Origin of the sequence: Campylobacter sp. CFSAN093227, from assembly GCF_012897855.1 — a bacterium.
GTDB lineage: Bacteria > Campylobacterota > Campylobacteria > Campylobacterales > Campylobacteraceae > Campylobacter_D > Campylobacter_D jejuni.
Window position 1 is genome coordinate 499,125 of record NZ_CP040610.1, and the last position, 20,383, is coordinate 519,507.

Sequence of the window (20,383 nt, forward strand, 5' to 3'; positions counted from 1 at the left end):
GGATAAATATGTTTTATGATTTAAAAAATAAAAGTTTAAAATATGATGATATTTTTTTAAAAGATGTAAAAATACAAAACGAAGAAGGTGAAATTGATGCACAAGATACTTATTTTTTAAGTGCTTGCGATGATAAGCTTTTAAAAGAGCTTGGTTTTGCTAAAGTTAAAGAAGAAATCCCAAGTTTTAATGAAAAAATTGAAGAACTTCGCCAAATTCAAACTTATGATGAAGAAAATAATCTTTATATTATTTCTTATAAGATTAAAGAAAAAGCATTAGAAGAGTTAAAAGAATTAAAATTAGAAGAACTAAAAGCTATAAAAGAAGAAAAGCTTTTGTTTATGCCTTTTAAAAATACTATATTTCAAATTGACACGGAAGCAAAAATTAATATTAGCGGAAAAGTTAGCGAGATAATGTTAGCAAATCTCAATAATACTCCTTTGGAAAATATTGCTTGGATTGATAAAGATAATAAAATCACTACATTTAACAAAGAAGAATTTTTGGAATTTGGGGTTGGTATCGCTAAATATACTGAAAGTATTATTTTTAAAAATGATGAACTAAGAAATAAAGTGAAAAATGCGACATCTTTAGAAGAATTAAATTTAATTGCATGGGAGAGTGAAAAATGAGTACTGAAAATATAATAAAAGAAGGTGCTATACTCGGTTCTTTAAGTGGATCTGCATTATTAGGATTGATGGTTTTTGTCTTAGCTGGGATTGCATGGCATTTATATAAAACTTTACATAAAGAAGCTGGGGAAAGAACAAAAGAACTTATAAGTGAAACCAAAAATACTAATGTTCTTATTAGAGAACAAATTGCAGTATCCAGAGTAAGTAGCGATAGTTTGGTTAAATTTATAGAAACACATTGCTCAAAAACCAATGACAAGCTAGAAGCTATAGAAACAGATCTTATGAGAATGGATGAAAGGCTTGTTAAGCTTACTCAAATAAGAAATGATGAATTAAGAAGTATTTTTAAAAAAAAGGAAAACAATGACTAAAACAGAATTAAAAAGGGTTTGTGTAAAGCCATACGATAAGGACAGGTTTGAAGTGATACAAGATTATGAGTTTATTTTGCCAAATTACAAAGGCATTGTACCACAAGGTTTTAAAACTGATGGAGCGAGTATTCCACGCCTTTTTTTGGTCTTTGTTTCCACCTTTTAAAAGTGAGTATTTTAGCGCTTGTGTTGTCCATGACTATTTGTGTATAAATGCAAAATCAAGAGATGATTATAGGCTAGCTGATCTTGTTTTAAAAGAAGCAATGCAAGCTTTAGAAATAAATAAATTTAAGATTTTTGTTTTTTATTACTCTTGTAATTTATTTCATCAGATCAAATGTTTAATAAAGGGGATAAGATGAGCGTGGATTTAAGAGAAATTGCCATAAAAACAGAAGAAATCAATAAAGATTTTAGTGAAGCTTTAGAAATTTTAAAAGAACTTTTTAAAAATGGAGTAAAACCAAGCGATGAAAGTATTAAAAATGCTATAAATGAAGTTTTAACAAGTTTTAACTTTATAAAACAAAGTGAATTAAAAGAAAAACTAGAAGCCTTGCTAGAAGAGCTTGGCATCAATGCAAATATCAATGAAGAGAGTTTAAAAGAAGTTGTATTAAAAGTTGTTTTAGAAAATCAAGAAAGTTTAAAAGGTGATAAAGGAGATCCTTTTACTTATGAAGATTTTACAGAAGAACAGCTTGAAAATTTAAAAGGGTAAGATGGAGCTAAAGGAGCTGATGGTAAAAGTGCTTATGAACTTTGGCTTGAAAATGAAGAAAACACGGGAAAAAGTCAAGATGAATTTTTAGAAAGTTTAAAGGCTCAAACACCAACAAAAGAAGAAATTAAACCTATTATAGAAGAGATGCTCGAAGATATGAAATTAAATTTAGGCATTAATGGAATAAAAGTATCTAATTCTATTCCCACTCCAAAAACAAAAGCTAATGTTAATGATTTAATTATAACTTATAATGAAAATGTAAAACAACTTTGGCTTTGTGTGGCAAGTGATGATAAATACACAAGTTGGATTAATTTGCTTGGAAATGAAAATATTACAGCACAAGAGTTGATTATTATTAGTTTTGATACAAATTTAAATAGTGGTCAATATGGCGGATGTTTAAGTGATTTGCGTTTTGGTTTTGAAAATTCTTTAGCAAGCACTACGCAAATTATAAAAGGACTTAATGAAGGCAGTTTTTTAATCACTAAAGATGGAATGGGTTTAAAATCTAAAAATTATACTGAAGTTAGCGTTCTTTCAAAACCAAGTAAAAATCAAATAGAAGGAAATATCAAAACGAGCGGAATTTATAATGATCCTGCTTGGCATAATATTACCAATGCTTTAAAAAAATATGATGGCAATGCAAATGAATGCTGTCTTTGGGCTTCTAATATAAAAAATAGTGTAAGTATAGAGCTTTTTACAAATGAAATTCCTATGAGTCTTTTTTATAGGCAAGCTGGATATTATGGAAATGTCAATCTTTCAAATATAAAAATGCAAAAAGCCCTTAGAGTTCAAAATGAAATTATAGTCGAGAGAAGCTTTATAGGAATAAAAAAAGAAATTGATAAAACTACCTATGGTGATAATGCTTTTTTATTTGAATTTGAAGAAGAAAAATGAGTTTAAATCTAAAAATAAAATACAAAAAATAAAAAGAAAGGAATTATAATGAAAGTAACAATTAATAGAAGATACACAGGTAAAACTTGTGTTATTGGTAAATTTAAGGTTTTAGATGATGAAGAAAAAATTCTTTTTGAATGTTTTTCTTTGGAAGAAGACAAAGAAGGTTTAGAAAGTGGCAAAGATTTAAGAATACCTGAAGGAAATTATAATTTAAAAAGACATAGTCCTTCACGATTTGAAAATACTTTAAGAAGTATTACAAAAAAAGATGATACAATGATAAATGTTTATAATGATGAAGTTCCTTCAAGTCGTGCAATTTTAATACACTGGGGAAACACTGACAAAGACACACAAGGTTGTATCTTGCTGGGGCTTACTAAAGATAATAATAATGAAAGTGTCGGTCAAAGCAGACAAGCTTGTAAAGAATTTTATGATTTGGTGTATGGTAAAAATCTTGAAGACATTAAATTAGAAATAACAAATGAGTTAGCATGAAAGGAGATAAAGTTTAAGTAGGTTAAAGTTTACACCCCACACTTAAACTTCTAAACAAAATATGATAAATCTTTTATTTGGAAATGCAAAGCTTTATATAGCCTTAGCTTTAATGGCAATCTTAACAGGATATTTTTATCTAAGACTTGATAGCACAAAGGCCAAATTAGAAAAAAGTCAAAGTGATTTAGCTTTGGCTTTAAAAATAAATGAAAATAATCAAGAAAAATTAAAAGAATTAAATCAAATTCATAAAACAGAATTAAAGGCTTTAAATGAAGCAAACAATCAAAAAAATCAAGTACAAGAAAGGGTGCAATATGTTAAAGAATATATTTATAAAAGCAATGAAAATAATATTACCAAGCTTTTTAACGATGTCGTTGATAGGTTGTGGGATGCAAACTCAACAAGTAGTAACCAAAATAGAAATTCAAAAAGTAAGAATTTCGCAAGAACTACTAACATTAAGTCCTCTTGAAAAGCCAATAGCAAAAAATGAACTAGATATTTTAAATGCTTATTCTATGCTTTTTTACAAATACAAACAGTGTGAAATTCAGATAAGCAAAATAAAGGAGCTAAATAATGAGTAATACAAATGTTGATTACAACAAAAGACTTGAAGCATTTAAAGAAATTTATCCGCAAATTTTAGAAATGAGTTTAGCGGAAAAATCTCCATTTGGAGAATTTAAAAAGCTTTTAGAACAATTTGGAAACGATAATGTTATAAGAAATGACCAACAATTTCAAAGCTTGGCACAAGCGTTGGTAAGTGTTGGACAAACCATAGTGGCTCAAAGTCAAAATACAGCTTTATCCATGATTTTACAAGGCGATGAAAACGAGCTTAATGCTGAAAAAGCTTTACTTTTAAGAGCTCAAACAGAAACAGAAAAAGCAAAACCTGCATTAATAGCTAGACAAACTTCACAGATAGATGATAATTTAAGAATAGAAGCTGCAAAAGTTACACAGAGTGTTCAATTTGGATATTGTACCGGTGGTCTTGATATACCACAAGAAATTATGAAGCTTGTTAAAGAAAAGATAGAAAATATAGAAAAGTCTTCATAATGCTTATAGATGAAAAAAGGCTTATGAGAAATTATACTCTTAAGCCTGCTTATCTATCAAACATAGGAGAATTGGATACACAAGAAGTATATAAACAATGGTTTACCTATGCTATGATAGGGGTAAATAAATATGTTGAGCTTTTACATAAACAACTTGTAAGAAAAGGTAGAAGTCAAATTCAAAATATAAACCATCCGCTATTTAAAAATTCGTATATAGTGAAAAAATATAACATTAAAAGTTCTAGCACTGCACCTTATAACAAGGAAAACTATAATGATTTAGGACTTAACCAATTTTTCGTAGGGCAAGATCCATACAAACCTTATCAGGGAGATCCTAGTAGTGAAAATGGAATATATCATGATATTTGCGAAATAAGAACTAATTATAATTTAGGAAGTATGCAGTATTATTATGGTTTTCCAAATAATTTAGCTCTTTTATTTGAAAAAGAAAAAGCTTGGAAATATAATGGAAAAGGATTTTTTTATATTGATGAAAAAATAAATTTCAAAGATATATTAAATAAGGCATTGGAAAATATAAATTATGAAATGCTTATAAATGATATAGAAGTAGTTATTTTTTCTCAAACCATCCAAAAAAATAATGAATGGATATATCCTAGTATTGATGATATTAAAATACCAGAAATTAAAGTAGAAAATGTTGAATTTAAACCAACTTTTGGAAAACCTTATAAAAAATTATGCATTGATGTTGAAAAATTTTATAATGATTTTAAAGAATTAAATAAAAATATATTTAGAATCGAAAAAGTAGAAATAGCCTATAATGTATATAAGAAAGCACAAAAAACTAGAGAGAGTGATCCGAGTAAAATATATTATACTTTAACAAGCAAAAAGATATCTTTTTTTGAAGTATTTAACTCAATAAAAGAAAATTATAAATGCAAATATGCAACTCCTTTATGTTTTTATAATGGGTTTAATTTAGTTTGTTATGAAGAGCCTTATGTTGCTTATTCTTACCTCAATAATCAAAGCTTTGGAAAAAAAGATACAAGTGTTACGCCAAGCGTATATCCGCTATATAGAAAAAGTTCAAATTTGCCTTATGGGCGTAGAGATAGATGGTTTGCATTATGGGATAGTTTTTATTATCTTTATGTATACGAAAAATCAAGCAAAGGAATTTTAAGCTTTTTGGCACCTATTGTTACTATTATTTTGGCTGTAGCTACTTGGTGGATTGGTGGACAAGGTGCATGGCTAGGAACATTGATAGGAGTGAGTGAGAATGTAGCTGCGGGTATCACACTAGGAATTAGCTTAGGTTTAGCCGTGGGTTCACTTACTGGAAATAAATTATTTTCAATTCTTAATGCTGTTTGGGGTTTGGTTAATTTTTTAGGTGCTTGGGGTGCTAATAATTGGAATTTAGCTGCAGATTTTACAAAAAATACAGCACAAGCAGCACAAGAAATGTCAACTTTTGAATCAACTTTAAATATTATTGGAAATTTACTAAGTGGAGCTAGTAAGATTTTTGATGTTGTTCAAAGCATTACAGCAGATACTCCTGATATGATAAATGAGCAAAGCGATGATTCTGATAATGAAGGTGGAAATGGAAGTGAAGCTGAAGAATTAGCAAAAGATGCAATTAATCCAACTTTATGGTATAATTTTGAAACTGCAGATATATTAAATGAAAAATAGAAAAGAAAGAAAAACCTATTTTTATATTTTAATTTTTGTAGCCATTTTGTAGCCAAATTAAATTTGAAATATTTAAAATTTATATTTTATGGTATTTTATAGTTATTGTTAGGTGTTCGCCGTGGACACCATTTTATGGGGTGTTATTATGATAAAAATTGCTTTTTTTATAACTTTTGTAATTTCTTTTTTGGCAGCACAAAGCCCAGTAAATTTTAAAGAAGATAATAATATAACAAAAGAACGAAATATATTTAAAGAACAATCTCCAAAACGCATTAAAATTCCAACGCATTAAAATATATGTCAGATCTGATTACGCTAGCACAATTATCACAAGGGTATCGTTACAATAGTGATTCTTTAATTTTAGCTGATTTTATTTTAAAACAAGGAATTAAAGGCGCTGTTTTTGATGTAGGTGCGGGCTGTGGTATCATAGGTATTTTACTTAAAAAAAATATTGCAAATTTAAGTTTATCTTTGATTGATATTCAAAAAGAAAATATAAAATTGATTGAAAAAAATTTAAAATCCAACAAAATACAAGGCGATATTTTTCATGATGATTTTAATCAATTTCAAATCATAAAAAAATTTGACTTCATAGTCTGCAATCCTCCATTTTATAGACAAGGAGCTTACAAGAGTGAAGATCAGCATAAAGCTATAAGTAAATTTCAGGAATTTTTACCCTTGCATAGCTTTTTAGCTAAAACAAATTCTATGCTTAAGCCAAATGGTGCTTTGTATTTTTGCTATGAAGCTTTAGCTTTAGATGAAATTTGTTTTATTTTAAAAGATATGAAAATGAAAATAACAAAGCTTTGCTTTGTACATACACATCAAAACAAAAAAGCAAGACTTGTTTTGATACAGGTAAAAAAAGGTTCAAAATCGCCTTGTGAGATTTTACCTCCTTTTTTTGTATATGAAAATGAAATTTTAAGCAAACAAATGCAAGAAATTCACTTAAGATTTAGGTTAAAAAGTTATGATATTTGATAAAAATTTTTCTTATGCTTTTGATGAAAATGCTTGTGAGAAATGCGGTGGAAAGTGTTGCACTGGAGAAAGTGGCAATATTTTTGCGAGCAAGGAAGAATTAGAAGCATTAAGAAAGCATTTAAATTTAGAAAGCAAAGAATTTGCTGAAAAATACTTGAGAAAAGTGGGCTTTAAAATGAGTTTTAAGGAAGTCGAATGTGAAGATGGTTTTGCTTGCATTTTTTTTGATACTCAAAAAAGAAATTGTAGTATCTACGATTTTCGTCCAAAACAATGCAGAACTTTTCCATTTTGGGAATATTTTAAAACACATCAAAAGGAATTAGAAAAAGAATGTATAGGTATTTGTTATTTGTCTTAGCAGCCTTTTTTTTGGCAGCTTGTGGAAGTTCAAAAATCAATGTTGTTTATCCTGATTATACAAAATATAAAAGCAATGATTTTGATTTAAGGGTTATGAAGGCTTATAATTATGAGTATTATAAACAATACAAAGAAGCCAGAGATGAATTTTTAAGTCTTTATCAAGATTATAATAATACTAATTTTTTAGAAAATGCATTTTTACTTACTTTAGCAAACAATCTTGACAAGCAAGCAGAGTTAGATAATCTAGCAAAGCCTTATTTAAATCAAAATGACAATCTTAAGCGACTTAGTGCTCTTTATGCTTTAAATTCAAATGATATCAACAATGCTCAAAAACTTATGAAAGAGCTTTTAACAAAAAAGGATAGTGATCCTAGAAATTTAGAGCTTTATGGTGATATTTTGGTTAAAAAAAATGATTTAAAAAATGCTACAAAATACTATAGATCTGCTTATAATCAAGTGCAAAATGAAGAAATTTTATTTAAACTCATAGGAATTTATGCGATTTTGAATGATACTTTAAATATTAAAAATGTTTTAGAATTTTCAAGAAAAACCAATGGTTGCACTCTCAAAACTTGCGTCTTGCTTGCTAAAATTTATTTTGATGAAAAAAATATCGAAGCTTTAAAAAGTATATATAAAGAGCTTTATCAACTTACCAAAAATAAAAGTTTTGTATTGGCTTTAGTTGAGCTTTTAAATTCTCAAGGCAAAACAGAAGAAGCTTTAAAAATTTCTTTGCAGTATGATTTAGATGATGACATTAAACTCGCTTTGTATCAGAATTTAAAACGCTTTGATGATGCTAAAAAAATGAGTTTAGCTCTTTATCATAAAACAAAAAATAAAGAATATCTTCTACGAGCGGCAGTTTTTGAATTTGAAGCTGCAAATGAAGCTAAAAAAATCACTCCAAAAGTAATTGATTCTGTAAAAGAAAAATTCGAACAGGCTATCGATAAAGATAGCAATGCTTTGTATTTAAACTACTATGGATATTTGCTTATAGATTATGATTTAGATGTTAAAAAAGGTATAGAGCTTGTGAAACTTGCCTTAGAAAAAGATCCACAGAATTTGTATTATTTAGATTCTTTAGCTTGGGGGTATTATAAACTAGGCGATTGTAAGCAAGCATGGGAAATTTTAAAACAAACATTAGATGATAAAGAATTTGCAAATTCTGATGAGAGCAAAGCTCATATAAAAGCGATAAAGGCGTGTATAAAACCATGATATTGGATAAAATTTTTGAAAAAACAAAAGAAGATTTAAAAGAACGCAAACTAAAACTTCCTTATGATATGTTAGGGCGTTCTTTAGCTTCAAATCCTTTCTTTCCAAAAGATGTGATTAAGGCTTTAAAAAGAGTAGAAAAAGAAGTTAAAATCATAGCAGAAGTAAAAAAAGCAAGCCCTAGCAAGGGAGTCATTAGAGAAGACTTTGATCCTTTGAGTATCGCTTTAAATTATGAGAAGAACAAAGCTGCGGCGATTTCTGTTTTAACTGAGCCGCATTTTTTTAAAGGTTCTTTAGAATACTTAAGTCTTATACGCCGTTATACGCAAATTCCTTTACTTAGAAAAGATTTTATCTTTGATGAGTATCAAATTTTAGAAGCTTTGGTTTATGGGGCGGATTTTGTATTATTAATCGCTAAAATGCTAAGCATGAAAGAGCTTAAAAAACTGCTTGAGTTTGCAAGACATTTAGGTCTTGAGGCTTTGGTTGAAATTCATGATAAAGAGGATTTGAGTAAGGCTATTTTTGCTGGAGCGGATATCATTGGTATCAATCATCGTAATTTAGAGGATTTTACTATGGATATGAGTTTGTGCGAAAAACTTATCTCACAAATCCCAAATTCAAAAATCATCATCGCAGAAAGTGGTTTAGAAAATAAAGAATTTTTAGAGCATTTGCAAAATTTAGGCGTTGATGCTTTTTTAATCGGCGAATATTTTATGCGCGAAAAAGATGAAGGAAAGGCTTTAAAAGCTTTGCTTTAAGGAGGGAAAATGCAGTATTTGTATGCACCATGGCGGAGTGAGTATTTTGAAAAAGAAAAAAGCATTTGTCCATTTTGTGATTGTGCTAATAAGATCAAAAGCGATGAAGAATTAGGCGTGATTTTTAGAGCAAAGCATTGTTTTGGAGTGATGAACCGCTATCCTTATTCTGCAGGGCATTTTATGGTGATTCCTTATATACATGAAGAGCATATAGAAAATTTAAGTGATGAAATTTGGCAAGAAATGAGTTATTTTGTGCGTTTGGGGGTAAAAATTTTAAAAGAGCAAATTCATGCAAATGGAGTGAATATCGGTATGAATTTAAGCAAGGATGCAGGAGCTGGCATAGCTTTTCATTGTCATTATCATCTAGTGCCACGCTGGTCAGGAGATACAAATTTTATCACAACCATAGGAGAAACTAGGGTTTGTGGCACTAATATAGAGCAAGTTTATCAAAAACTTGTTTTGGCTTTTAAAAATGCTCAGTGAAGTTGAATTTGTAGAGTTTCAAAAAGAAAATTTCTCTTTTTTAATCGATGCAAGAAGCCCTAGAGAATTTTTGCATTCTCACTTGATAGGAGCTTTAAATTTTTATGCACTCAATGATGAAGAATATCAAGAAATAGGAACAATTTATAAGAAAAATCAAGCTTTAGCTAAGGCTATGGGTGCGAGTTATATTTGTCAAAATACCGCTAAGCATATATTAGAAATCACTCAAAATTTTCGCATAGGAGAAAAGGTGGGGATTTATTGTTCTCGTGGGGGTTTGCGTTCAAAGTCTATCGCAGTGATTTTAAGTGAGCTTGGCTTTAGGGTGGTGCGTTTAAAAGGTGGGTTTAAAGCTTATAGAACTTTTGTAACGCATTATTTCGAAAATGAAATAAATTTTGATTTTTTTGCTCTTTGTGGTAATACAGGTTGTGGAAAAACAGAGCTTTTAGAACAACTCCCACAAGCTATAAATTTAGAAAAAATGGCAAATCATTTAGGCTCGTCTTTTGGTGATATTTTAGGAAAACAACCTACGCAAAAAGCTTTTGAAGCAGAACTTTTTCACAATATTCAAAATTTAGAAAATTTTGCTTTCATAGAAAGCGAAAGTCGCAAAATAGGGGATATTATCTTACCTTTGAAATTTTATGAAAAAATGCAAAAGGCTTTTAAAATTTATTGTTTTTGTTCTTTGGAAAATCGCGTTAGAAGAATACAAAAAATTTATCAAGAAAAAATGACTCCTTTGAAATTTCAACAATGTGTGCAAAAAATCAGTCCTTATATCAGCTTAAATTTACGCCAAGATTTGCTTCAAAGTTATGAGAGAAAAGAATGGCAAAAGCTTATTGTTATGCTTTTGGAGTATTATGATAAAACTTATAAAAAACCAGATAAGATTGATCTTGAGTTAAATACTGATGATATTTTAAAAGCTAAAGAAGAGCTTTTAGGCTATTTTAAAACGCAATTACTTTTTTAATATCAGATAATTTTATTAAATAATCAAATTTTTTCTTCATTATCTTGTAATAATCCTTTTTATCTTTGTTGTTTTTTAACTTGGCTCAAATTTTTATTTTAATGCTAGTAATTTTGAATTATAGAGAAGTAAAATATTTTTTAAAATACCTATTTATAGTAATTTAAGATAAAAAAATAAATTTTGATAAAAAAAATATATAAAATATTTCTTAAATTTATATTTTTTTAAATCATTTTAAATATAATTATCTCGCAATTAAATTTTTGTAAGAAAGGACAGGTAAATGAATGCGATAAATTCAAGTTTTATTGTGTTGTGTACTTTGCTAGTTTTGCTTATGACTCCAGCTTTGGCAATGTTTTATTCAGGTATGGTAAGAAGTAAAAATACTCTTAATACTATAATGAATTGCTTTATTGTTTTTGGTGTTATTACTTTACAATGGGTAGTGCTTGGATTTAGTCTTTCTTTTGGTAAAGATGAAGGACTTGGGCTTGTAGGAAATTTCGAGAATTTCCTCTTAGAGGGTATTAGCGGATACAACGCTTCAGGCGTTCCAAATATTCTTTTTGTGATTTTTCAAATGATGTTTGCACTTATTGCATCTGCCATCATAACAGGCTCTTTGGTGGGAAGAATTAAACTGGGTGTTTTGGTGATATTTCTACTTTTTTGGAGTACTTTAGTTTATGATGTGTTAGCACATATGATTTGGAGCAGTGAGGGATTTTTGCTTAAAAGAGGAAGTCTTGATTTTGCTGGGGGCGGTGTTGTGCATATTAGCTCTGGGGTTGCTGGACTTGTAGGAGCTTTGATGGTAGGCGCTAGAAAAAGTGATGATGAGGATAAAAACGCGCATTCTATTCCTTATGCTTTCTTAGGTGCGATTTTGCTTTTTATAGGATGGTTAGGTTTTAATGCTGGAAGTGCTGGCGAAATGAATGATATTGCTATCAATGCTTTTATAGTAAGTATTATATCAGCAGCTTGCGGCTTTTTATCTTGGGTGGTACTTGAGTGGCTCATCCATAAAAAACCGACTATTTTAGGTGGACTTAGTGGGCTTGTAGCAGGGCTTGTGGGAATTACTCCAGCTTGCGGTTATGTAGATATTTATGCTTCTCTTGTTATAGGGACTTTGTCTTGTGTGTTTTGTTATTTTGGTTTAAGTTTTATTAAATACAAACTCAAATGGGATGATTCTTTAGATGCCTTTTCTTTACATGGAATCGGAGGTATTTGGGGAGGAATTGCCACAGGGTTTTTTGCAAGTGCTAAAGTAAATCCTAATGTGATTTCCCAAAATGCACTTGGCGAGGGATTTTTTATCAGCGGAAGTTTGGAACTTTTAAAAGAGCAAATTTTTGCTATTGTGATTTGTGTGGTTTTGTCAGCTCTTATAAGCTTTGTTATTTTTAAGATTATCTCTTGTTTTACAGACTTAAGAGTAAAAGAAGAAGTAGAGCAAAAAGGCTTAGATGTGAGTTTGCACGGAGAAAAAGCTTATACTTTAGCTTAGTTGGCTAAATTTTTACTAAAAAGTCCTTGTAATCATAAACAAGGACTTCAAAATCATTCTTAATTAAAATCAGACAAATACTTTAAAATAAAGTGGATAAATTCATCACTATCATTTGGGCAAGTGATTAAATCATAATCGCACTTTGCTAAATGTTTATACTCCATACCTAGCTCAAAAATCGTTTCAGAACAATCAATGCAAAAAGAAATAGGGTAAATCAGAGCTTTATCGTTTAAATTTGCCAAAACATCGCTTGTATTTGGTTCAAGCCATTTTACAGGGCCTAGTTTAGACTGATAAGCTAAAATAAATTCATCAAAATGATCTTTTAGCTTTTCTTTTAAAATTTCTACATGATCATTTACATGCTTTTCATATAAATCACCTTTATCAATAATGCTTTGTGGTAAAGAATGCGCTGAAAAAATCAAAATTTTGGCATCAAATTTACTTTTTTTAGCCAAAATGTGCGAAACTATCATCTCGTTATAAAGCTCATTTTTGTAAAAAATATCTATAGTTTTTACTTTTGCTTGAATTTTTTGCTTTGAAATTTCATTTTGCAGAACTTCTAAAGATGAAGTTACTGTGGTGCAAGAATGGTGCGGATAAAGTGGAAAAAGAATGATTTCATCACTTGCATTTAAAGTGTATTTTTGCAAAATTTCTGTGGCAAAAGGAGGAACATAAAGATTTACAAAATCAAATTTAAATTCATCTTGTTTTAAATTAAGCTTGTCACACAGGCTTTGAGTAAGTTCGTTTAAAGGGGATTTTCCGCCAATTTTTTTATAGTTTTCTTGCATGGCTTTAACGCGAGCCTTTGTTATGATCCATGCTACAAATTTTCTTAAAAATCGATTTTTGATTCCTAAAATATAAGGATCATTAAACATATTTTTTAAAAAAACTTCACAATCTTGTAAATTCGTAGCTCCGCCCATATTTAAAAATAAAACTAATTTCACGCAAACCTTTCTAAAATTTCTTGAACTTTGTAAGCATCGCTCGTGCTGGCTAAATGATTGGGTTGATTATCGATAAGTTTTAACAAAGCTTCGTGTTCTGAAAAAAGTGGACTTTGTTGAGTAAGTTCTATAAAATTTCCATCTTTTAATAAAGAAAAGTCATTTAAATTGGCTTCATAAAAATGATTTTTAGTAATAAGATGAATTTTTCTTAGTTTTTGTGTGCTATTCCAACTTTGATGTATGCTAGCAATACATTTTTCAAGCTCACATAGAATAATGCTTTCACTTTCTCTTGTTTGATCTTGGGTGTATTTTTTAAGCAAATTGGTTTTTGTTATTTCTTGTTTGCTTAAAAAACAAAGCAAATCAAGATCATGCACAGCCAAATCTTGCAAAATCCCTACATCGCTGATTCTTTGTGGGTAGGGTGAAAATCTTTGTATGTTAATGCTGATAATTTCTTCATTTTCAAGCTCTTTTTTTAGGGCTAAAACCGCAGGATTAAATCTTTCGCAAAAACCTACACCTACTTTTATGCTGTATTCTTTAGCTAAATTTGAAATTTCGTCTATTTCTTTTAAATTTAGAGCTAAAGGCTTTTCGATTAAAACGCATTTGCATTGTTTAAAAACTTTTTTTGCTATTGTTAAATGTGAATTTGTAGGTGTTGCTATGATGATAATATCATTATTTTGATTTAAAAATTTATCCAAATCATCATAAAAAATATCATCAAAAATATTTAGGTTTGGATTTTTGCAAAGATCAAAAAGTGCATTAAGTTTAAAATGAGAATTTTTACTAAGTTCATTTAAGTGGTTTTGCCCCATTTTTCCAAGGCCTATGATACCTATTTTCATGGAATCAATCTTTAAAAATACAAATAACTTGCTCTTGCTCTTCTTCACTTAAAAAAGGTGAAAAAGGCAAAGATAAGATGTGTTCGCTTGCGTATTCTGAATTTTTAAGTTCTAAATTTGAAAACTCACTAAAGCAAGGTTGTTTATGCAAAGGGGTTGGATAGTGTATAGCATAAGGTATATTAGCTTTTTCAAATTTTTGCAATACACTAGCTCTATCTTCAACTAAAACGCTGTATTGTGCATAAGCACTAAAAGCATTTGGATTAATTTGTGGAATTTGGCAGTTTTTTAAATTTGCATTATAAATTTGTGCTAATTTTTGTCTTTTGTCTAATTCTTTTTCTAGGTATTTTAACTTAACATTTAAAATCGCTGCTTGTAAGGTGTCAAGGCGTCCATTTATACCTATAAATTCATGTTTATAACGCTGAGTTTGTCCGTGATTGAGTAAAATTCTTATTTTTTTAGCAATTTCATCATCATGGCAAAAAATAGCCCCGCCATCGCCATAAGCTCCCAAAGGCTTCGAAGGAAAAAAGCTTGTGCATGAAATTTTAGCTATAGAGCAGGATTTTTCTCCTTTGAAACTTGCGCCAAAACTTTGTGCACCATCTTCGATCAAAGTGATATTTTTATCTTTTAAAATTTCTTCTAAAGCCCTTAAATCACTCATTTGTCCAAACATACTCACTGCTATAACAGCTTTAGTTTTTGGAGTTATTGCTTTTTGCACTGCTTTAAAATCAAGATTGTAATTTGATAAATTTATATCTACAAAAACAGGTTTTGCACCTACCAAGGCCACAACTTCAGCTGTTGCTATGAAAGTAAAACTAGGCACTATAACTTCATCATCTTTACCAATATCTAAGACTCTTAAGGCAAGGTATAAAGCACTAGTTCCACTTGAGCAACCTATAGCGTGTTTAACACCTAAGAAATGAGCTAAATTTTGCTCAAATTCGTTAAGCTTTGCACCGCCTATGAAAGAAGAGCTTGATAAAACGCTTTCAATTTCAGCATTGATTTCATCTTTGTATGCGAGATATTGGGCTTGAAGATTGATAAAATTCATAAAAAACCTTAGAGAAATAAAATTAAATAAAAATGTTTATTGTATTTTAGTTTTACTTAATTTAAAGTAATTTTGGTATGATATGTTTTTATAAAAATTTCTTTAGGAAAATTCATGGATATTAGAAAAGCTTATTTGGATTTTTTTGCATCAAAAGGACATGAGATAACCCCGTCAAGTCCTTTAGTTCCTGATGATGCAACTTTACTTTTTGCCAATGCGGGCATGGTGCCTTTTAAAAGTATATTTACAGGAGAAATTCCACGCCCAAACCCTCCACGCAAAACAAGCTGTCAAACTTGTATAAGAGCAGGTGGAAAGCACAATGACTTAGATAATGTTGGCTATACCGCACGCCATCATACTTTTTTTGAAATGCTTGGGAATTTTAGTTTTGGAGATTATTTTAAAGAACAAGCCATAGCTTATGCTTGGGAATTTGTAACTGAAGTTTTAAAACTACCTAAAGATAAACTTTATGTAACCGTGCATGAAAACGATGATGAAGCTTTTAATCTATGGCAAAAACACATTCAAAAAGAAAGAATTTACAAATTTGGCGATAAAGATAACTTCTGGCAAATGGGCGATACTGGTCCTTGTGGTCCTTGTAGTGAGATTTTTTATGACCAAGGACAAGAGCATTTTAACTCAAGCGAAGATTATATGGGCGGAGATGGAGATAGATTTTTAGAAATCTGGAATCTTGTTTTTATGCAATACGAAAGAAGTGCTGATGGAGTGCTTAGCCCACTGCCAAAGCCAAGCATTGATACAGGAATGGGGCTTGAAAGGGTAACAGCGATTAAAGAAGGTAAATTTAGCAATTTTGATAGCTCGCTTTTTATGCCAATCATCAATGAAATTTCAAAACTTTGTAATAAAACTTATGTTTATGAAAGCGGAGCAAGTTTTAGAGTCATAGCTGATCATATAAGATCAAGTGTATTTTTGCTTGCACAAGGGGTAAGTTTTGATAAAGAAGGTAGAGGTTATGTTTTGCGTCGTATTTTGCGTCGTGCTTTAAGACATGGATATTTGCTAGGTTTTAAACAAGCTTTTATGTATAAACTAGTTGATATTGTGTGCGATTTAATGGGCGGACATTATACCTATCTTAATGAGAAAAAAGACTTTGTAAAAGAACAAATTCGCCTTGAAGAAGAAAGATTTTTAAGCACTATAGAAAATGGGATTGAAATTTTTAATAAAGAGCTTAAAAACACTAAAGAAATTTTTAGCGGAGAAGTAGCCTTTAAGCTTTATGATACTTATGGTTTTCCGCTTGATTTAACGGCTGATATGCTAAGAGAAAAAAATCTTAAAGTTGATGAAGAAAAATTTGAACTTTTCATGAATGAGCAAAAAGCACGCGCTAAGGCTTCTTGGAAAGGAAGTGGAGATAAAACTGCAAGCGGAGATTTTAAAAACTTACTTGAAAAATTTGGAGAAAATCATTTCGTAGGTTATGAAAAAGCAGAATGCGAAAGTAAAATTTTAGCCCTTTTAGATGAAGATTTTAAAGAAGTTTCCGCCCTTAAAGATGCGGGTTGGGTGATGCTTGAAAACACACCTTTTTATGCAACAAGTGGGGGGCAAAGTGCTGATAGTGGATTTATAGCTAAGCGTGAAGTTTTAGATACGCAAAAGTTTTTTAATCTCAATCTTAGCTTTATAAAAGCAGGCGAAGAACTAAAAGTTAACGATATAGTTCATGCAAGAATCGATACAGAAAAAAGAGAGCAAATCGCACGCCACCACTCAGCCACTCATCTTTTACATCATGCTTTAAGAGAAATTTTAGGTTCTCATGTAAGCCAAGCAGGATCTTTGGTTGAAAGCAATAAACTAAGATTTGATTTTACTCATCATAAAGCTTTAAACAAAGAAGAGCTAGAAAGCATTGAAAAAAGAGTCAATAAAATGATTATAAACTCAAGCGAAGCTATCTTAGAAAATATGCCTTTAGAAGAAGCTAAAAAAAGCGGTGCTATAGCATTGTTTAATGAAAAATACCAAGGCAATGTGCGTGTTTTAACTCTAGGTGAAAGCAAAGAACTTTGCGGGGGAACTCATGTTAAAAATACTGCTCAAATAGGAAGTTTTTACATAGTTAAAGAAAGTGGTGTGAGTGCTGGAGTTAGACGTATTGAAGCTGTGGTTTCTAAAGCGGCTTTAGAATTTGTAAAAAATCAACTCGAAGAACTTTCTAAAGTAAAAGATGAACTTAAAAATAATGATATTTTAAGCGGGATTAAAAAGCTTAAAAATGAAATTTTAAGTTTAAAAAATGAGCTTAAAAATTCAAGTAAAACCGAGCTTGATTCTAAAAATATCCAAGGTGTTGAAATTTGCGTAAAACGTATAGATAATGGTGATATTAAAGCTATGATTGATGATTTTAAAAACAAATTTGCTAAAGCGGTGATTTTACTTATCCAAGTAAAAGATGAAAAAATCACTTTAGCAGCTGGCGTTAAAGATGTGCCTTTAAAAGCAGGAGCTTTGGTTAAAGAAGCGGCGCAAATTTTAGGTGGAAATGGTGGCGGAAGAGATGATTTTGCTACTGCAGGTGGAAAAGATTTAAGCAAAATCAATGAAGCTTTAAAACAAAGCTTAGAAACGATAGAAAAAGCACTTTAATGTTAATTCTTGCTTCAAGTTCCATTTCAAGAGCTAACTTGCTTAAAACCGCAAAGATTGATTTTAGGCAAGTTAGTTTTGATTATGATGAAAATTTAAATAAAAATATTTCACCTTTTTTATATGTTCAAAAAATAGTTCTTGAAAAAGAAAGACAATTTTTAAGTACTTTAGGCAAAGATTTTCAAAACCAAAATTTGCTTTTTGCAGATAGTATAGTTTGTATAGATGAAAAAATTCTTACCAAAGCAAAGGATAAAAAAGAAGCTTATGAAATGCTTGCCTTGCAAAATGGAAAGTATGCAAGTATTTTATCGGCTTTTTTGCTTGTAAAACCTGAAAAAAGAGTTTTTTCTCTTTCAAAAACTACACTTTATTTTAAAAATTTTGATGAAAATGCTTTAAGAGATTATGTAGAAAATGATCTTTATAAAGGCAAGGCGGGTTGTATTATGTGTGAGGGTTTTCATCAAAATTTCATCACCCAACAAGTAGGAAATCTAAGCACTGCTTTAGGGCTTGATATCCAAACTTTAAAGGCTTATTTATGAAAATATTAAAATATATTTTTTCATTTTTTACTCTTTTGTTTATAGCTGGATTTATTTATGTGGCTTATCTTTTCACAAGTGCTGATACTGAGGGTTATACTTTTAAAGAATACAAACCTCCTCTTACAACACAAATTTACGATAGAAATGGCAAGCTTGTGGCTAATACTTTTGAACAACATCGTTTTTACGCTCCTTATGAAGAGCTTCCTCCACGCCTTATAGAAGCTTTGGTTGCTATAGAAGATACAAGCTTTTTTGAACATAATGGAGTTAATATCGACGCCATTTTTAGAGCTGCTGTAAAAATCATAAAAAGCGGTGGAAAAACCATGGAAGGAGCTTCCACTCTTACCCAGCAATTTATTAAAAACACGGAATTAACCCCTGAAAGAACTATTACGCGTAAAATTCGCGAAGCTTTGCTTGCTTATAAAATGGAAACCATTTTAACTAAAGAGCAAATTTTAGAAAGGTATTTAAATTTTATTTTTTTTGGACATGGGTATTATGGAGTAAAAACCGCAGCTTTGGGGTATTTTCATAAAAATTTAAATGAACTAAGCCTTAAAGAGATTGCTATGCTAGTAGGTATGCCAAAAGCACCTAGCAGTTATGATCCTACAAAGCATTTAGATCTTTCCATCTCAAGAGCAAATAATGTTATTTCAAGAATGTATAATCTAGGTTGGATTTCAAAAGCAGATTATGATACAGCCATTAAAGAAATTCCGCAAGTTTATGATGATACGCTTACTCAAAATGCTGCTCCTTATGTTGTAGATGAAGTGATTAAACAATTAAGCCCTAATATCAAAGACTTAAAAACAGGTGGATATAAAATCATTTTAAATATAGACCTAGATGTTCAAAATATGGCGCAAAATGCTTTAAAATTTGGTTATGATGAGATAGTAAAACGCGATAAAGATGCAAATTTAAGCACTTTAAACGGAGCTATGGTCGTGGTAAATCATCAAAGTGGTGATGTTTTAGCTTTGGTAGGCGGGGTTGATTATGAAAAAAGTAATTATAACCGTGCTACTCAAAGTATGCGTCAACCTGGAAGCTCTTTTAAACCTTTTGTGTATCAAGTGGCGATTAATTTAGGATATTCGCCTATGAGTGAAATTGCTGATATTTCTAGAATTTTTGAAGGTGGAGCGGGTAATAATGAGGATTGGAAACCTAAAAATGAAGGGGGTAAATTTTTAGGTTTAATTACCTTAAAAGAAGCTTTAACAAGATCAAGAAATTTAGCTACCATTAATCTCGCACTTGATATGGGGCTGGATGTTCTTTACTCTAAGCTAATGGAATTTGGATTTAAAGATATACCGCCTAATTTATCAATCGTATTGGGAAGTTTTGGTATTTCTCCTTTGGAGTATTCGAAATTTTATACCATGTTTGGGAACTATGGTACGATTAAAGATCCTCAAATTATCAGACAAGTTCAGGATAAGACCGGTAAAACCATCATGGAATTTAACTTAAATGAGCGTAAAGTCAGCGATGAAGCGCAAAGTTTTCTGGTTTTAGATATGATGAGAAATGTTGTTGAAAAAGGCACAGGGCGTAATGCAAGAGTAAAAGATATAGAAATAGCAGGAAAAACAGGAACAACGAATAAAAGTGTTGATGCTTGGTTTTGTGGACTTACGCCTGAAATAGAAGCAATCATTTGGTATGGAAATGATAACAACAAGCCTATGCGTTATACAGAAGGTGGGGCTAGAACAGCTGCTCCTGTGTTTAGAGAATTTTTAACTCAATATATAGAAAAATTCCCTGATACAACTAGAAAATTTAGCATTCCTAATGGAGTTTATCGTGGAAATTATAAAGGAGAAAGTGCTTATTATACCACCAAATCACCATTACCAAAAGCAAATATGAAATTTAATGAAAGCGAGATTATATTTTGAAAGTA

At 30.3% G+C, this 20,383-nt stretch carries 21 protein-coding genes and 2 pseudogenes; 20 read left to right on the forward strand and 3 right to left on the reverse strand.

Annotation, left to right across the window (positions count from 1 at the left end; translation table 11 throughout):
• The first annotated feature begins 8 nt into the window (after positions 1-8).
• From FBF06_RS02735 to FBF06_RS02815, 17 genes and pseudogenes are all read left to right on the forward strand, one after another.
• Complete coding sequence (locus tag FBF06_RS02735; RefSeq protein ID WP_043020466.1) at positions 9-641, forward strand: DUF4376 domain-containing protein; 633 nt, start codon at positions 9-11, stop codon at positions 639-641.
• The gene (locus FBF06_RS02740) at positions 638-1,021 is read left to right on the forward strand and encodes a hypothetical protein (RefSeq protein WP_002874384.1); all 384 of its coding nucleotides are present in this window, start codon (positions 638-640) and stop codon (positions 1,019-1,021) included. Before FBF06_RS02735 ends, FBF06_RS02740 begins: the two co-directional genes overlap by 4 nt.
• Positions 1,014-1,389, forward strand: a pseudogene (locus FBF06_RS02745) (DUF1353 domain-containing protein). The gene FBF06_RS02740 and the pseudogene FBF06_RS02745 overlap by 8 nt, the downstream one beginning before the upstream one ends.
• A pseudogene (locus FBF06_RS10090) lies at positions 1,386-2,669 on the forward strand (hypothetical protein). Before FBF06_RS02745 ends, FBF06_RS10090 begins: the two co-directional pseudogenes overlap by 4 nt.
• Positions 2,670-2,717: 48 nt before the next feature.
• Entirely contained in the window at positions 2,718-3,176 is a 459-nt protein-coding gene (locus tag FBF06_RS02755) for a DUF5675 family protein (protein ID WP_002858146.1), read from the forward strand.
• A gap of 61 nt (positions 3,177-3,237) precedes the next feature.
• Positions 3,238-3,657: a hypothetical protein gene (locus FBF06_RS02760; protein WP_168977525.1), complete on the forward strand. Its 420-nt coding sequence runs from the start codon at positions 3,238-3,240 to the stop codon at positions 3,655-3,657.
• On the forward strand, positions 3,575-3,772 hold the full coding sequence (locus FBF06_RS02765) for a hypothetical protein (protein ID WP_168977526.1): 198 nt from the start codon (positions 3,575-3,577) through the stop codon (positions 3,770-3,772). Before FBF06_RS02760 ends, FBF06_RS02765 begins: the two co-directional genes overlap by 83 nt.
• Positions 3,765-4,256 carry a hypothetical protein gene (locus FBF06_RS02770; RefSeq protein ID WP_002861686.1) on the forward strand — a complete coding sequence of 164 codons (492 nt, stop codon included), beginning with the start codon at positions 3,765-3,767 and terminating at the stop codon, positions 4,254-4,256. The genes FBF06_RS02765 and FBF06_RS02770 overlap by 8 nt, the downstream gene beginning before the upstream one ends.
• Positions 4,256-5,947: a hypothetical protein gene (locus FBF06_RS02775; RefSeq protein ID WP_168977527.1), complete on the forward strand. Its 1,692-nt coding sequence runs from the start codon at positions 4,256-4,258 to the stop codon at positions 5,945-5,947. Before FBF06_RS02770 ends, FBF06_RS02775 begins: the two co-directional genes overlap by 1 nt.
• Before the next feature lie 148 nt (positions 5,948-6,095).
• Positions 6,096-6,245, forward strand: coding sequence for a hypothetical protein (locus tag FBF06_RS02780; protein WP_002854981.1), 150 nt, complete (start codon positions 6,096-6,098; stop codon positions 6,243-6,245).
• A 5-nt stretch (positions 6,246-6,250) separates the two neighbouring features.
• Entirely contained in the window at positions 6,251-6,952 is a 702-nt protein-coding gene (locus FBF06_RS02785) for a tRNA1(Val) (adenine(37)-N6)-methyltransferase (RefSeq protein WP_002854777.1), read from the forward strand.
• A complete protein-coding gene (locus FBF06_RS02790) occupies positions 6,942-7,316 on the forward strand; it encodes a YkgJ family cysteine cluster protein (protein ID WP_002855009.1) in 375 nt (124 codons plus the stop codon). The genes FBF06_RS02785 and FBF06_RS02790 overlap by 11 nt, the downstream gene beginning before the upstream one ends.
• Positions 7,289-8,566 (forward strand): lipoprotein, encoded by a 1,278-nt coding sequence (locus tag FBF06_RS02795; RefSeq protein ID WP_002855132.1) that lies wholly within the window; start codon positions 7,289-7,291, stop codon positions 8,564-8,566. The genes FBF06_RS02790 and FBF06_RS02795 overlap by 28 nt, the downstream gene beginning before the upstream one ends.
• Complete coding sequence (gene trpC, locus FBF06_RS02800) at positions 8,563-9,339, forward strand: indole-3-glycerol phosphate synthase TrpC (protein ID WP_168977528.1); 777 nt, start codon at positions 8,563-8,565, stop codon at positions 9,337-9,339. The genes FBF06_RS02795 and trpC overlap by 4 nt, the downstream gene beginning before the upstream one ends.
• A gap of 9 nt (positions 9,340-9,348) precedes the next feature.
• On the forward strand, positions 9,349-9,834 hold the full coding sequence (locus FBF06_RS02805; RefSeq protein WP_002854919.1) for an HIT domain-containing protein: 486 nt from the start codon (positions 9,349-9,351) through the stop codon (positions 9,832-9,834).
• Positions 9,824-10,822, forward strand: coding sequence for a tRNA 2-selenouridine(34) synthase MnmH (gene mnmH, locus FBF06_RS02810; protein WP_024266087.1), 999 nt, complete (start codon positions 9,824-9,826; stop codon positions 10,820-10,822). Before FBF06_RS02805 ends, mnmH begins: the two co-directional genes overlap by 11 nt.
• 286 nt (positions 10,823-11,108) lie before the next feature.
• Entirely contained in the window at positions 11,109-12,344 is a 1,236-nt protein-coding gene (locus tag FBF06_RS02815) for an ammonium transporter (protein ID WP_168977529.1), read from the forward strand.
• 59 nt (positions 12,345-12,403) lie between these two features.
• Here the strand turns inward: FBF06_RS02815 and hemH are convergent, their stop codons facing one another.
• The 3 genes from hemH to FBF06_RS02830 are packed head-to-tail and all read right to left on the reverse strand — an operon-like array spanning position 12,404 to position 15,256.
• On the reverse strand, positions 12,404-13,315 hold the full coding sequence (gene hemH / locus FBF06_RS02820) for a ferrochelatase (protein WP_052795869.1): 912 nt from the start codon (positions 13,313-13,315) through the stop codon (positions 12,404-12,406).
• Positions 13,312-14,178, reverse strand: coding sequence for a Gfo/Idh/MocA family oxidoreductase (locus FBF06_RS02825; RefSeq protein ID WP_002859910.1), 867 nt, complete (start codon positions 14,176-14,178; stop codon positions 13,312-13,314). Before FBF06_RS02825 ends, hemH begins: the two co-directional genes overlap by 4 nt.
• Before the next feature lie 4 nt (positions 14,179-14,182).
• Positions 14,183-15,256: a DegT/DnrJ/EryC1/StrS aminotransferase family protein gene (locus tag FBF06_RS02830; protein WP_002868051.1), complete on the reverse strand. Its 1,074-nt coding sequence runs from the start codon at positions 15,254-15,256 to the stop codon at positions 14,183-14,185.
• 114 nt (positions 15,257-15,370) lie between these two features.
• Between FBF06_RS02830 and alaS the strand changes: the two genes are divergently transcribed.
• Genes alaS through FBF06_RS02845 form a run of 3 tightly spaced genes read left to right on the forward strand, consistent with a single transcriptional unit; the run spans position 15,371 to position 20,378 of the window.
• The gene (gene alaS, locus FBF06_RS02835; RefSeq protein ID WP_060806456.1) at positions 15,371-17,899 is read left to right on the forward strand and encodes an alanine--tRNA ligase; all 2,529 of its coding nucleotides are present in this window, start codon (positions 15,371-15,373) and stop codon (positions 17,897-17,899) included.
• On the forward strand, positions 17,899-18,450 hold the full coding sequence (gene maf / locus FBF06_RS02840) for a septum formation inhibitor Maf (RefSeq protein ID WP_002855005.1): 552 nt from the start codon (positions 17,899-17,901) through the stop codon (positions 18,448-18,450). The genes alaS and maf overlap by 1 nt, the downstream gene beginning before the upstream one ends.
• Positions 18,447-20,378: a penicillin-binding protein 1A gene (locus tag FBF06_RS02845; RefSeq protein WP_002868054.1), complete on the forward strand. Its 1,932-nt coding sequence runs from the start codon at positions 18,447-18,449 to the stop codon at positions 20,376-20,378. Before maf ends, FBF06_RS02845 begins: the two co-directional genes overlap by 4 nt.
• The last annotated feature ends 5 nt before the right edge of the window (positions 20,379-20,383 follow it).

Excerpts from the sequence above, each read along its gene's own strand:
- FBF06_RS02785 (WP_002854777.1), top strand. The coding sequence starts at position 6,251 with ATGTCAGATCTGATTACGCTAGCACAATTATCACAAGGGTATCGTTAC.
- FBF06_RS02830 (WP_002868051.1), bottom strand. The coding sequence starts at position 15,256 with ATGAATTTTATCAATCTTCAAGCCCAATATCTCGCATACAAAGATGAA.
- FBF06_RS02735 (WP_043020466.1), top strand. The coding sequence starts at position 9 with ATGTTTTATGATTTAAAAAATAAAAGTTTAAAATATGATGATATTTTT.
- FBF06_RS02770 (WP_002861686.1), top strand. The coding sequence starts at position 3,765 with ATGAGTAATACAAATGTTGATTACAACAAAAGACTTGAAGCATTTAAA.
- FBF06_RS02775 (WP_168977527.1), top strand. The coding sequence starts at position 4,256 with ATGCTTATAGATGAAAAAAGGCTTATGAGAAATTATACTCTTAAGCCT.
- FBF06_RS02740 (WP_002874384.1), top strand. The coding sequence starts at position 638 with ATGAGTACTGAAAATATAATAAAAGAAGGTGCTATACTCGGTTCTTTA.
- FBF06_RS02760 (WP_168977525.1), top strand. The coding sequence starts at position 3,238 with ATGATAAATCTTTTATTTGGAAATGCAAAGCTTTATATAGCCTTAGCT.
- maf (WP_002855005.1), top strand. The coding sequence starts at position 17,899 with ATGTTAATTCTTGCTTCAAGTTCCATTTCAAGAGCTAACTTGCTTAAA.
- FBF06_RS02795 (WP_002855132.1), top strand. The coding sequence starts at position 7,289 with ATGTATAGGTATTTGTTATTTGTCTTAGCAGCCTTTTTTTTGGCAGCT.
- FBF06_RS02790 (WP_002855009.1), top strand. The coding sequence starts at position 6,942 with ATGATATTTGATAAAAATTTTTCTTATGCTTTTGATGAAAATGCTTGT.
- FBF06_RS02755 (WP_002858146.1), top strand. The coding sequence starts at position 2,718 with ATGAAAGTAACAATTAATAGAAGATACACAGGTAAAACTTGTGTTATT.
- FBF06_RS02765 (WP_168977526.1), top strand. The coding sequence starts at position 3,575 with ATGCAAACTCAACAAGTAGTAACCAAAATAGAAATTCAAAAAGTAAGA.
- FBF06_RS02805 (WP_002854919.1), top strand. The coding sequence starts at position 9,349 with ATGCAGTATTTGTATGCACCATGGCGGAGTGAGTATTTTGAAAAAGAA.
- FBF06_RS02815 (WP_168977529.1), top strand. The coding sequence starts at position 11,109 with ATGAATGCGATAAATTCAAGTTTTATTGTGTTGTGTACTTTGCTAGTT.
- FBF06_RS02825 (WP_002859910.1), bottom strand. The coding sequence starts at position 14,178 with ATGAAAATAGGTATCATAGGCCTTGGAAAAATGGGGCAAAACCACTTA.
- alaS (WP_060806456.1), top strand. The coding sequence starts at position 15,371 with ATGGATATTAGAAAAGCTTATTTGGATTTTTTTGCATCAAAAGGACAT.
- mnmH (WP_024266087.1), top strand. The coding sequence starts at position 9,824 with ATGCTCAGTGAAGTTGAATTTGTAGAGTTTCAAAAAGAAAATTTCTCT.
- FBF06_RS02845 (WP_002868054.1), top strand. The coding sequence starts at position 18,447 with ATGAAAATATTAAAATATATTTTTTCATTTTTTACTCTTTTGTTTATA.
- trpC (WP_168977528.1), top strand. The coding sequence starts at position 8,563 with ATGATATTGGATAAAATTTTTGAAAAAACAAAAGAAGATTTAAAAGAA.
- FBF06_RS02780 (WP_002854981.1), top strand. The coding sequence starts at position 6,096 with ATGATAAAAATTGCTTTTTTTATAACTTTTGTAATTTCTTTTTTGGCA.